This window comes from Variovorax sp. 01N429 (assembly GCF_056399425.1).
Genome location: NZ_JBFTRG010000027.1, coordinates 1 through 12376, shown reverse-complemented (window position 1 = coordinate 12376; position 12376 = coordinate 1). Strand labels below are relative to the sequence as shown.

At 67.3% G+C, this 12376-nt stretch carries 12 protein-coding genes; 5 read left to right on the top strand and 7 right to left on the bottom strand.

The window, feature by feature from the left end; genetic code table 11:
* Position 1 precedes the first annotated feature (1 nt).
* Positions 2 to 973 carry an SDR family NAD(P)-dependent oxidoreductase gene (locus AC1DSF_RS28830; RefSeq protein WP_478183919.1) on the top strand — a complete coding sequence of 324 codons (972 nt, stop codon included), beginning with the start codon at positions 2 to 4 and terminating at the stop codon, positions 971 to 973.
* On the opposite strand, the gene AC1DSF_RS28825 is transcribed toward AC1DSF_RS28830, so the two are convergent.
* From AC1DSF_RS28825 to AC1DSF_RS28795, 7 genes are all read right to left on the bottom strand, one after another.
* The gene (locus AC1DSF_RS28825) at positions 888 to 1829 is read right to left on the bottom strand and encodes a CysB family HTH-type transcriptional regulator (protein WP_478183918.1); all 942 of its coding nucleotides are present in this window, start codon (positions 1827 to 1829) and stop codon (positions 888 to 890) included. The genes AC1DSF_RS28830 and AC1DSF_RS28825 overlap by 86 nt on opposite strands.
* 134 nt (positions 1830 to 1963) lie before the next feature.
* Positions 1964 to 2920: an ABC transporter substrate-binding protein gene (locus AC1DSF_RS28820; protein ID WP_478127879.1), complete on the bottom strand. Its 957-nt coding sequence runs from the start codon at positions 2918 to 2920 to the stop codon at positions 1964 to 1966.
* A gap of 33 nt (positions 2921 to 2953) precedes the next feature.
* Positions 2954 to 4105: a c-type cytochrome gene (locus AC1DSF_RS28815; RefSeq protein ID WP_478127905.1), complete on the bottom strand. Its 1152-nt coding sequence runs from the start codon at positions 4103 to 4105 to the stop codon at positions 2954 to 2956.
* Positions 4105 to 4893, bottom strand: coding sequence for an ABC transporter ATP-binding protein (locus AC1DSF_RS28810; RefSeq protein WP_478127878.1), 789 nt, complete (start codon positions 4891 to 4893; stop codon positions 4105 to 4107). Before AC1DSF_RS28810 ends, AC1DSF_RS28815 begins: the two co-directional genes overlap by 1 nt.
* Positions 4887 to 5939 (bottom strand): ABC transporter permease, encoded by a 1053-nt coding sequence (locus tag AC1DSF_RS28805; protein WP_478127877.1) that lies wholly within the window; start codon positions 5937 to 5939, stop codon positions 4887 to 4889. Before AC1DSF_RS28805 ends, AC1DSF_RS28810 begins: the two co-directional genes overlap by 7 nt.
* Positions 5936 to 6937, bottom strand: coding sequence for an ABC transporter substrate-binding protein (locus AC1DSF_RS28800; RefSeq protein ID WP_478127876.1), 1002 nt, complete (start codon positions 6935 to 6937; stop codon positions 5936 to 5938). Before AC1DSF_RS28800 ends, AC1DSF_RS28805 begins: the two co-directional genes overlap by 4 nt.
* A gap of 36 nt (positions 6938 to 6973) precedes the next feature.
* Positions 6974 to 8077, bottom strand: a complete 1104-nt coding sequence (locus tag AC1DSF_RS28795; RefSeq protein ID WP_478127875.1) for an LLM class flavin-dependent oxidoreductase — start codon at positions 8075 to 8077, stop codon at positions 6974 to 6976.
* 156 nt (positions 8078 to 8233) lie between these two features.
* Between AC1DSF_RS28795 and AC1DSF_RS28790 the strand changes: the two genes are divergently transcribed.
* From AC1DSF_RS28790 to AC1DSF_RS28775, 4 genes are all read left to right on the top strand, one after another.
* The gene (locus tag AC1DSF_RS28790; protein ID WP_478127874.1) at positions 8234 to 9433 is read left to right on the top strand and encodes an acyl-CoA dehydrogenase family protein; all 1200 of its coding nucleotides are present in this window, start codon (positions 8234 to 8236) and stop codon (positions 9431 to 9433) included.
* Positions 9430 to 10002 carry a cysteine dioxygenase family protein gene (locus AC1DSF_RS28785; RefSeq protein ID WP_478127873.1) on the top strand — a complete coding sequence of 191 codons (573 nt, stop codon included), beginning with the start codon at positions 9430 to 9432 and terminating at the stop codon, positions 10000 to 10002. The genes AC1DSF_RS28790 and AC1DSF_RS28785 overlap by 4 nt, the downstream gene beginning before the upstream one ends.
* Complete coding sequence (locus tag AC1DSF_RS28780; RefSeq protein WP_478127872.1) at positions 9999 to 11255, top strand: rhodanese-like domain-containing protein; 1257 nt, start codon at positions 9999 to 10001, stop codon at positions 11253 to 11255. The genes AC1DSF_RS28785 and AC1DSF_RS28780 overlap by 4 nt, the downstream gene beginning before the upstream one ends.
* Before the next feature lie 215 nt (positions 11256 to 11470).
* Positions 11471 to 12376: FecR family protein (locus AC1DSF_RS28775; RefSeq protein WP_478183917.1), on the top strand; the 906-nt coding region annotated here is incomplete at its 3' end.

Here is a 12376-nt window from a genome sequence, read left to right as displayed (position 1 = left end):
AATGAATCAACGATTGCAGGGCCGCGTGGCCATCGTCACCGGTGCCGGTGGCGGACTCGGCCGCACGCACGCGCTTGAACTCGCTCGCCATGGTGCGCGCATCTTGGTCAACGACGTGGGAGGCTCACCGGCCGAAGCTGTCGCCGAGGAGATCCGCAGCCGCGGGGGTGATGCCCTTGCCGTCGCTGGCGACGTCACCCGCGCCGACGAAATGGAGGCCATGGCCGCGCAAGCCATCGCAAGGTGGGGTCGCATCGACATCCTGGTCAACAACGCCGGCATCCTGCGCGACCGCACGTTCTCGAAGATGACGCTCGACGAGTTTCGCCTGGTCATGGACGTGCATGTCATGGGCGCCGTCCATTGCACCAAGGCCGTCTGGGCGCAGATGCAGGAGCAGCAATACGGGCGCATCGTCATGACGACGTCGTCGTCCGGCTTGTATGGCAACTTCGGTCAGTCCAACTACGGTGCGGCCAAGATGGCGTTGGTTGGGCTGATGCAGACGCTCGCCTTGGAAGGCATGAAGCGCAACATCCGCGTGAACTGCCTCGCCCCCAGCGCGGCTACGGCGATGACGCAAAGCGTATTGCCCGCGGAGGCTCTCGCGCGGCTCACGCCGGAGCATGTCAGCCCCGGCCTGATCGCGCTGGTGGATGAAGCCGCGCCGACCCGCATGATCTTGCTGGCAGGCGCCGGCAGCTTCGAATGCGCCCACATCACGATGACGCAGGGCGTGCACCTCGATGATGTCTCGACCGCTGGCGAACAACTGTGTCACGCGCTGGAGGCTGTTGCTGATCGGTCCGGGGAAGTCGTTCCGGCCTCCGGTTGGGAGCAATACCAGCTGGAACTCGCGAAGGTGAACGAGCAGGGCCTTCCCGGCGTCATGCCTCGACCTGCACCGGTGCATCGCTCGCCAGCGCCTTCTCCACAACCCCTCGCGGCAGCGTCGGCGCAAACGATTCGATGAAGGCGTGCACATAGCCTCGGAGGTAGTTGCCGCGCCGCACCGCCAGCTTCGTGAGGTTGATGCCGAAGAGGCTCCCCGCATCGATCGCGCGAAGCTGCGTGTCGCGCTCTGCCTCGTAGGCGATGCCGGCGACGATGCCCACGCCCATGCCAAGCTGCACGTAGGTCTTGATCACGTCCGCGTCCATCGCCGTCAGCACGATGTTGGGCGCCAGCCCCTGGTCTTCGAAGGCCTTGTCGATGCGCGTGCGTCCGGTGAAACCGGTGTCGTAGGTGATCAGCGGATACCGCGTCAGTGCTTCGAGCGTGGGCGGCGCGTCGAGCAAGGCATGCCCCGGCGGCACGATCACCGAATGCGTCCACCGGTAGCACGGCAACGCCACCAGTTGCGGGTAGTCGCCCAGCGCTTCGGTCGCGATGCCGACGTCAGCCTCGCCGCTCAGCAGCATCTGCGCGATCTGCTTGGGCGAGCCTTGGTGGAGATGCAGCTTCACGTTGGGAAAGTGCGAGCGAAACTCCTGCACCGCGACCGGCAGCGCATAGCGCGCCTGCGAGTGGGTCGCCGCGATCGAGAGCAGCCCGCTTTCGCGCGCGACGAATTCTTGTCCCGCTTGCTTCAAGTTGGTGCTTTCCATCAGCATGCGCTCGATGATCGGCAGCACATGCTCTCCCGGTTCGGTCAGGCCGGTCAATCGCTTGCCCGCACGCACGAAAAGCTCGATGCCCAATTCATCCTCCAGTTCGCGGATCTGCCGGCTCACGCCGGGCTGCGAGGTATGCAGCGCATGGGCGACTTCGGTGAGATTGAAGCCGCAGCGCACGGCCTCGCGCACCGAGCGCAGTTGTTGGAAATTCATGATGCTCGAACAGAAAACGGCGCCCGCAGGGGCGTGGCGGGCCATTGTCCGCAGAGGCATCGGATCGGGGAACGACTGAATCGTTGATTTCAAATAGGGAAATGATCTATAGGGTGCAAGCCTTCATTACCCCTTCAGGCGCTGCTCGCCACGGTCGCGTCGAAAGTGGGGCGCACGTCCAAGGGCTGCTTGATGAGCCCGACCTGGTGATAGAAGTCCGCCGTGCGCTGCTGGTCGAGGATGAGTTGGGCATCGATGGGCACCCATGTCTGCTCGCGCCGCACGAACTGCAGCTTGGCTGCCTCGGCGGGAATGCCGATGATGCGTGCGAGCGTGGCGCTGAAGGCATCGACGTTTCGGTACGACCAGGCTTGCGCCTTGACGACCCTTTGCAGAAAGTCGCGCAGGACGGGTCGTTTTGCCGCGATGGCGGCGTCTGTCGCGGCCACGTAGCTCAGGCCGGGGAGCAAGCCGCGCCCACTGACGAGCACGCGCGCGTGCTGGCTGGTTTCGGCCAGCGCCGTGTAGGGCTCCCAGGTGGCCCACGCATCGACGGCGCCGTGCATCAATGCGAGCTTGGCATCCGCGGGCGCGAGGAACCGGATGTTGACGTCCTCCGGCTTGAGGCCTGCCGTGATCACGGCTTTGAGCGTGACGTAGTGGCCGATGGAGCCCCGGTTGGTCGCGATGCTCTTGCCCTTGAGGTCGGCCGCGTTCTTCAGCGGCGAGTCCGGCCGCACGAGGACGGCCGTGCCGTACGAGTCGGACCGGTTCGCGCCGATGGCCTTGATGCGCGTTCCCGCGGCCAGCGCGAAAACCAGCGGCGCATCGCCGATGGGGCCCAAGTCGACGGCGCCCGCATTGAGGGCTTCCGCCAGTGGCGCGGCAGCCGGGAACTCCGACCATTGGATGTCATAGGTGAGGCCGTCCAGTCCGCCTGCCGCTTCGAGCAGTGCGCGCAGGCCGCCTTTCTGATCGCCGGCCTTGAGCAGCGGCCGCGCTTGCGCATGCGATGCGGTGGTCGGCAGGGCGATTGCTGCCGCGCCTGAGAGCGTGTGGATGACGAACTGGCGGCGGGTTGCCTGGGCCATGAAGGGGCTCCTTGAAAGTGGAAGTAATCGTGATCAGTGGACGAAGCCGCCCCGGACGAAGCGCACAGGCTCGGCATCCATGCGGGCGATCAGGGCACCGAGTCCGTCGCCGGGCTGCGGCACGTCCTGCGGGGCTCCGGGTGCGGATGCGGTGCGGCACAGCAGGTCGTCTTCGGACCAGCCGGGATTGCCTGGCGCGCTGCGGGCGCGCAGCCAGCCGTCGCGATCGGCGAGCAGCTGCGTGCCTTCGAGATGCTCTGTGCCGGCGATCAGCGCGAAGGCGTCCCATGCGGCGGATGAGTCCACCACGCAATCCGCTTCCTGCGGCTGCGCCTGCTGGGCCTGCTGGGCGGCTGGCACCAGTTGGACGGTGACCACGCGAGGGTCTTCGGGTGCCGGCGCGGTCGCCGGGCCGCGTGCAAGCACGCGCACGCGCTGGCCGCGCCAGGTCGAGAGGGCACGCGGGGAACGGCCTTCGCACCGGACGATGACCTCGGGCAGCGCAATGGGCGCGCTCCAGGCACCCGTCGCCTGAAGCACTTGTCCGGCACTCTGTGCTTTCATGAAGTCGATCAGCGCCCATGCCTCGCCATCGGCCAGCTGCTCGAACGCCGGCATGGTCGAGCTTCCATGCCGATCGCTCGTTCCATGCAGCACGCGCCACAGGAGATCGCCATCGGCGCGCCGCCACAACAGCGGTCCTGCGAGGTCGGGCGGCCACACCGGCTGCGCCGCTGCCAACGGACCTTGTCCTCTTCCATCCGCTCCATGGCAAGCCGCGCAATGCTGCTCATAGAGCGCGTGTCCCTGCGTGATCGACTCGGCGGTGAAGCCTGTCGGGGATCGATGAAAGCTCGTGGGATATGCAGGCACGAGCACGACCTCAGGCCGAGGCCATGGCGCGAGCAGCAGCAGCATTGGCACTGTCGCAAGCAAGAGCCATCGGCGCTTTCGCCAGGCGAGTGCGGTTGCGAGCAGGACTGCCACCAGCGCGAGCACGACCAGCGTCAAGGCCATGCGCCGCGCCTGGCCGAGATCGATTGACAGGTTCTCGCCTGACAGGCGCAGCGGCCAAGGCCACGCGGGCTGTCCGTGGCTCGTGCCGGCCAGGCCCAGCCAGGCCAGCACTTGCAGCAGGCCTGCTTGCACGGTCTGCAGGAGTGCCACCAGCGCGTTCAGCGTCATCACCAGGTGGCATCGAGGCCGAGGTGGCGAAGTGCTTCGTGCCGCAAGGCGGCCAGCCGAGGATGGCCCCGGTGCCTCGGATAGGGCAGGTCGACCACGAGCTGCGCAGCGATGCGCGCGGGCCGGTCGCTCAGCACGACCACGCGATTGGCAAGAAACAAGGCCTCTTCGACGTCGTGCGTCACGAGCAGCGCGGAGAAGCCGGCGCGCTGCCAGAGGTTCACGAGTTCGCCCTGCATGGCCATGCGTGTGAGCGAATCGAGCTTGCCGAGCGGCTCGTCGAGCACCAGCAGGCGCGGGTCGTTGACCAGCGCCCTTGCGAGCGCCACGCGCTGCGCCATGCCGCCCGAGAGCTGATGGGGAAAGGTCTTGGCGAATTCGCCGAGGCCCACGAGCTTGAGCGCATCGTCCACGCGCGAACGCTGCGTCTTCAGCAGCCCGCGCGCCTGCAGGCCCAGCGCGACGTTGTCCCAGACGCTGCGCCACGGATACAGGGTCGGGTCCTGGAACACGACGATGCGCGATGGGTCGGGCCGCGTGATGGGCGCGGCATCCTGTGTGAGGGTGCCGGCAGACGCGGGTTCGAGCCCGGCCACGAGCCGCAGCAGCGTCGACTTGCCGCAGCCGCTCGGCCCCAGCAGGGCGACGAACTCGCCGGGCCCGACGTCGAGGTCGATGCCGTCCAGTACCTGCAGCGCGCCGCTTGCAAGCTTGAACCAGTGGCTGACGTTGCGGATCTCGATGTGCGCACCGGCGGTGACCGCCGGGGCATCGAGGGCATCTACCATTTGACAGTCCCCTTCTGCCAGGACAGCGCTCGATCGCGCACTGCGAAAAGCAGCGTGATCAGCCCGGAGCACAGCGCCGCCATTACCAGAAGCGCCGCATACATGTTGGCGTAGGCCGCCCAGCCTTGCGCCCACTGCAGGTACCAGCCAAGGCCGGCTTTGACGCCCATCATCTCAGCGGTGACCAGCACCGAGAACGACGCACCCAGCCCCATGAAGAGGCCGACGAAGACCTGCGGCAGCGCGGCCGGCACGGCGACCCTCAGCACCAGGAACCATGGCGGTGCGCCGAGCGTGCGTGCGACGTCGTAGTAGTTCTTGTTGACCGAGGCCACGCCCGACCAGCTCAGTACCGCGACCGGGAAGAATGTGGCGAGCGCGACCAGGAAGACGGCTGCCGCGTAGCTCGAAGGCGCGAAGAAGAAGGCCAGCGGCAGGAGCGCCGAGGCTGGCACAGGCCCGAGAAAGCGCAGCAGCGGATGCACCCAGTAGCCCGCGATGCGGGACCAGCCGATCCACACGCCCGTCGCGAACCCGCTCAGCGCCCCCAGTGCGAAGCCGTGCGCGAGCAGCCTCAGAGAGTGGGCGGCCGAGAGCCCGAGCCGACGCCAGTCCTCCGAAGCGACGTCGAGCAGGCTTTGCGGCGGCGCGAAGAAGGGCGGTGGCAGCACGCCGAGCTTGGCGGTCAGCACCTCCCAGAGCGCGAGCAGCAGCGGTGCTGCAACGAGCCATTGACCCGCCGATCGAAGCCTGCGGCCAAAGCGACCTGTGCGGCCGCCGAACAGCGCTGCCAGGAGCAACAGCGCTGCGACGGCGATGGCGCCGATGCCGAACTCGTGAGTGAAGTTCCAGTCACTGAAGCCGATCTCCCGATTGGGCCAAGTGGTGGTCAGAACGCCCAGCGCCAGCCACGCGCTCGCCGCGAGGATGCCTGTGCGCCAGACCTTGATGGGCGCACTCTCCGATGCGCCGCGCGCTTCGTGCGGGTGCGGCTTCGCAGCGCGTGGACGTGCCGCGCCCAGGATGAGGTTGTCGGCGGTGGTCATGCGAGCACGTCCACCGACACATGGTTTGCCAGGCGCGCCGGGTCGGTGCTCTGCTTGAGTACGCCGACCGACCGGAAATCGCGCGCATAGAACTCCACCTCGTCGCGCAGGTTCTTGCCCACGGGGTGGTGCGCGTGCGTCAATGTGCCCAGCAGCGCCTGAAGGTCCTCCACCGGCACCTTCGGCGAATACTTCGCGAAGAGCCTGGCCGATTCGTTCGGGTTTTCAGCCACGAAGTCGGATGCCTGCACGATGGAGCGCACCAGCGCCGCCACCACCGGCTTTTCGTTGCGCACCAGTTCGCCGCGTGCGCCCACGATGCAGCAGACCTTGTCCTTGTATTCGCCCGAGAGGTTGGATGCCAGCTCGAGATAGCGGCCCTTGTTGCGCTTCTCGATCAGGTACAGCGTCGGGTCACCGTCGGCAATGGCCTGGATCTCGCCCTTGTTCACCGCAATGTCGAGCAGGTCGGCCGGATACTGCCGCCAGGTCACGTCCTTGTCGGCGTCGATGCCGTTCTTCTTGAGCAGGATCGAGAAGAAGTTCTTGCCGGGGCTCGCGATATCGGAAACGCCGATGGTCTTGCCCTTGAGCTTCTGCAGGTCGGTGACCCCGGCCTCCTTGACCCCCACGAGCCGCACGCAGCCACCGTGCGAGCTGCCGACGATCTTCACGTCGAACCCCGATTCGAGCGGCTTGAGCCAGCGATGGATCATGCCGACCGCCGCATCGGCCTTGGCTGTGGCGAGCGATTCGAGCAGTTGGTCGGTCGAACCCGTGTAGTTGACGAGATCGACCTGCAGGCCGTTCTTCTCGAAGATGCCGCGCTCCTGTGCGACCACCACCGGCGAAAGGCAGAAGGCCGTCGCGTTCCACGCGAAGCTCAGCTTGCGCTGCTGCGACCACGCGCGCGTGGCGATCAGGCTGGTGGATGCGATGGCGGCCGCGGCGCCGCTGGCGCGCAACACGCTGCGCCGCGAGAAAGACGGATGGTTCATGGTCTGGATAGGAGAAGGCTGGGTGTTGGAGGTGCATCAGGCCGCGCGGCGTTGCGCGGCAACGCGCTGCGCCACCAGTTGGCGTGTGCGGGGAATCAGTTCGCGTCCGTAATCGATCGCGTCCTCGAGCGGGTCGAAGCCGCGGATCAGGAAAGTCGTGACGCCCAGGTCGTAGTAATCGAGCAGGGCGTCGGCCACCTGTTCGGGCGTGCCGACCAGCGCCGTGCTGTTCGAACGGCCGCCAATCTCGCGCGCGACAGCAGTCCAGAGGCGTTTGTCGAGCCGCGGGCCTTGCTCGGCGGCGGCCAGCAGCCGCCTGGCCCCTTCGCTTTGCTGCGGGCCGCCGCGGCCGAAGCCTTGGACCACGCGCAGTCGCCGCGTCTCGTCGAGGATTGCATCCGCTCGCTCCCATGCCTTCTCTTCAGTGTCAGCAAGGATGGGCCGGAACGAAACCGAGAAGCGCACGGTGCGTCCATGCCTGGCGGCTTCTGCGCGCACACGGCCCGTGAGCTCGCGCGCCTGATCCAGTGATTCGCCCCAGAGCGCGTACACGTCCGCATGTTTGCCCGCGACGGGAATCGCCGCCTCCGACGCGCCGCCGAAGTACACCGGCACGTGCGGTCTGTCGTTGAGCGACTGCACCGGCTTCACCTCGGAGAAGGCATTCTTGAAGCGGTAGTGGGCGCCTTCGTGATCGAAGGGTTTGTCGCTGGTCCATACCCGGCGCAGGATATCGAGGTATTCGTCGGTGCGGGCGTAGCGCTGGTCGTGGTCGAGCCAGTCGCCGTCACGCTTTTGCTCGTCGTCCGAGCCGCCCGAGATGTAGTGCACGCCGAGCCGGCCACCGCTGAACTGGTCGAGCGATGCAAACTGCCTTGCGGCCAGTGTCGGCGCGACGAAGCCCGGCCGGTGCGCGAGCATGAAGTGGATGCGCTCGGTGACCGAAGCGGCGTATGCCACTGTCAACGTCGCATCGGGGCTGGTGGAGTGGTGCGGCACCAGCACCCGGTCGAAGCCGGCCTTCTCATGCGCCTGTGCGAATGCCCGCACGTAGTCGCGGTCGATCGCGGGGCCGTACGCCGGATGGATCTCGGAGACCTTCTGGGCCTGGATCATGCCGATGAATTCGATGTCGCTCATGGTGGGTCCTTGCAATGAATGGTTCGGGCGTTCAGGTCGGAACGAAGAGGCATGACCGTAAGGCGAGCAGGTACGAAAGCGAACGCAGAAAAACGTTCTTGGATATGCGTCTTCCGTCGTTTTCGGCATCGGCGGCGGCAGCTAAGGTGCCAGCCCATGAGTTCACAAGCCTTGCGCCGCCTGCCGGTCGCACCTGAAACGGACGATGCGTTGCTGGCGCGACTGTCCGCGCTCTTTGCCGAGACGGCCGCCGACTACGACCGCAGCGGCGCTTTTCCGCACGAGAACTTTGCCGCGCTGCATGCCAATGGGTTGGTCGGCCTGGTCGCGCCGCGCACGCATGGCGGTGGGGGTGCATCGCTTGCGGCGGCGCGCCGAGTACTGTCGGCCGTCGCATACGGCGAGCCCGCGACCGCGCTGATCCTCACGATGAGCTGGCTGCAGCAGCTTGCCATCGGCCGTACCGACAGCCGCTGGCCCGCGCATCTGCGCGACCGTGTGTTGCACGAAGCCGTCCGGGAGGGCGCGTTGATCAACGCCTTGCGCGTCGAACCGGCTCTGGGTTCGCCGGCGCGAGGCGGTTTGCCCGCGACGACGGCGCGCCTCGACGGCCATCAATGGAAGCTCAGCGGCCACAAGCTCTACACGACCGGCATCGAAGGCCTGCGGTGGCTGTCGGTGTGGGCACGCACCGAGGACGACACGGCGCGCGTCGGCGCCTTCCTGGTGCCGCGCGACGCGCCCGGCGTTCGCGTGATCGCCAGCTGGGATCACCTGGGGCTTCGCGCCTCGGGCAGCCACGAAGTGATCTTCGAAGATGTCGCGATCCCGCTCGACCATGCGGTCGATCTGCGTGCGGCGGCGCAATGGGCGCCCGATGCGGGCAGCCAGACCGACATCGATGCCCATGCGACCCAGCAGGCCTGGATGGCGGTGCTGCTGGGCACGCTCTACCTCTCGGTCGCGCGTGCGGCGCGTGACTGGCTCGTCGGGTTTCTCAATCGCAGGGCTCCCAGCGGCCTCGGCGCGCCGCTCGCGAGCCTGCCGCGCGTGCAGGAAGCCGTTGGCGAGATCGAAGCTTTGCTGAACGCCGCGCGCGTGCTGCTGGAAGACGCAAGCGCCGAGGTCGACGCAGGGCGGGCGCCCTCCGCCATACGGAGCGGCTTGCTCAAGTACACCGTCACCACGAATGCAATCCGCGCGGTCGAACTGGCTTTGCAGCTCAGCGGCAACCATGGCCTCACGCGACAGAACCCGCTGGAGCGCCACTACCGCGACGTGCTTTGCAGCCGCATCCATACCCCGCAGAACGACGCGATCCTGGTGGCCGCCGGCAAGGCCGCGCTCGAACGATGAGCGAGCGACTGCGCGATTTCGCCGCCGATTTCGGCCGACTGATGGACACGAGGCCCGAGGAGCCGCGCATCGTGGAAGAGGGTGGGGCGCTGCTGCGGCGTCTCGTCGCGCGCGACGACTGGCTGCCCGATGCCTTCGCCGAGCCGCATCCCACGCGGTACCGGCAATACCTGCTGCATCTCGATGCCGCCGAACGCTTCTCGGTCGTGAGCTTCGTATGGGGGCCGGGCCAGGCCACGCCGGTGCATGACCATACGGTCTGGGGTCTGATCGGCATGCTTCGCGGCGCCGAGTCGAGCCAACGCTACATCGAGCGCGATCGCTTGCTGCTGGCCGATGGCTTGCCGGTGCGGCTCGAGCCGGGCGACGTCGAGGCGGTGTCGCCGACGATCGGCGACTTGCACCGCGTGCGCAATGCCTACGACGATCGCGTGTCCGTCAGCATCCACGTTTACGGCGCGGACATCGGCAAGGTGGCGCGCCATACTTACCCGACCAGCGGCGGACGCGAGCGATTCGTGTCCGGCTATTCGCCGTTGCCCCTCGGCTTGCCCAATTCATCGACATGACTGCTTCCATCTCATTCGCCTCGGTCCGTCACCATCTGCATGCGCGCGAGGAGATTGCGCTGCTCGATGTGCGCGGGGAAGACCTCTATGCACAGGCCCATCCACTGTGGGCTGCCAACCTGCCGCTCTCGCGGATCGAGCTGGATGCATCGCGCCGCATCCCGCGCCGCGACACGCTCATCGCGCTCTACGGCGCGCATGAAGGAACCGACCTCGCACCCCTCGCGGCCGAGCGACTCTCGGCGCTGGGCTACACGCGCGTGCACTTGCTCCAGGGTGGTCTGGAAGGCTGGCGCGATGCCGGCGGAGAACTGTTCCGCGACGTCAATGTGCCGAGCAAGGCGTTTGGAGAGCTGGTCGAGCACGAGCGCCACACACCCTCGCTCTCGGCGCAGGAGGTCAAGGCCCTGATCGATGCGCGGGCTGACGTCGTGGTGCTCGATGCGCGGCGCTTCGACGAATTCCAGACCATGAGCATTCCCACGGCGACCAGCGTGCCGGGCGCTGAACTGGTGCTGCGCGTCCGCGAGATGGCGCCCGATCCGGCCACACGGGTGATCGTCAACTGCGCCGGACGCACGCGCAGCATCATCGGCGCGCAATCGTTGGTGAACGCGGGGATTCCCAATCCCGTCGCGGCGCTGCGCAACGGCACGATCGGCTGGAAGCTGGCCGGGCAGCAACTGGACCACGGAGCGTCGCGCCGCGCGCCCGCGCCGGGCGAAGAGAACCGCGCCGCCGCGCAAGCGAATGCGAGGGACGTGGCGCGGCGGGCGGGGGTTCGCTGGGTTGCGCTCGACGCGCTCGCCAGTCTCCAGGCGCCGGGCCGCACGGTCTACCGCTTCGACGTGCGCACGCCCGAGGAGTACGAGGCCGGACATCTGCCGGGCTTTGCTAGCGCGCCAGGCGGCCAGCTGGTCCAGGAGACCGATCACCACGTGCCGGTGCGCGGCGCACGCGTCGTGCTTGCAGATGACGACGGCGTTCGCGCCCCGATGACGGCGTCATGGCTCGCGCAGATGGGGTGGGATGTGCATGTCGTGGAGCCGCATCCCGCCTCGTCGCGGAGTGAGTCGGGTGCGGCGCCGCTCAACCCTCCGGATCCACCGTCCGCCGCCGCGACGGTCCGCTATCGCCGTCCGTATGAAGGAACCGATGCGCCTGCGGAAGCGATGCAGGCGTACCTGGACTGGGAATTCGGGCTCGTCGCCCAACTCGCGGCCGACGGAACGCATCACTTCAAGGTCATTTAGCCGGCCGCTCCGACCGGCCGCGCCGGCATCGCGTCGATGGGCCTATGCCATCTCGCCTCCATGCTTGCAAACGGGTCACGCAACCGGTCGAACGGAATACTCCCGTCAGGGGTCCCTTACGCCGAAAAACGCGGTCACTGCACGAGCGACTTGAGTAGCATGGAATTTCTTTGCTGTCACGTTCCAAGATGCCCAATGCAAACGGAGTTACCTCCTTGCGGCTCACGAAGATCTTGTTCGGCTTGCTGCTTTCGTGCGTTGCGAGTCTGCTCGCCTCGTCGATTGCCCTCGCGCAATCCACCGATGCCGCATCGGCCTGGGCGCGAACCAACAGTGTCGTCGGCATCGTCGAAGGCGACGTCGCTCTGATACGCCAGACCACGCGCTATGCGCTCGCCGAGGGCGTGGTGTTGAACGAGCAGGACATCATCGAATCGGCGCCCGGCGCCTTCGCACAGATCGAACTCCCCAATGGCGTGCTTGTCGGCATCGGCGAATCGACGCGGCTGATGCTGCGGCCTCAGGTGGGCAAGGGCCTCGCGGCGCCGCCGCTCTATCTGCTCGAGGGCTGGCTCAAGACCAGCGCCAAAGGTGCCTTCGGCTACGTCACGCCGAGTGTCGAAGTCGCGGCGCAGGATGCCACCACCGTCATCTACACCAAGGGCGCGCAGTACGCGCTGTTCGTCGAATCCGGCAGCGCCAGGCTCACGCAGCGCGATCGGGCGCAGTCGATGGTGCAACTGAGCGCTGGCGACTTTGCACAGCGGCGTGAAGGCAGTGCGCAGACGGTCGCGGCGCGTGCGGCGCCCGATTTCCTGGGCAAGGTCCCGCGTCAGTTCCGCGACAGCCTGCCCGCCCGCGGTGAGCAGTTCGCCAAGCGCAACGTGACACCCAAGGTGCGCGGCGAAATCACATACGCCGATGTGGCGGCCTGGCTGGGCACCGAGCCGGCACTGCGGCTTCCGTTGCTGCCGCTGTGGCGAGGGCGTGCAAGCGACCCAACCTTCCGCGCCGGCGCCAAGGCCGACTTGGCGCAGCACCCTGAATGGGAGCCCTACGCCGACCCCGAAGGCTATGCCCGCCGCCTGGCCGAAGAGGCCGAGCGTCGCCGCGCGCGCGAG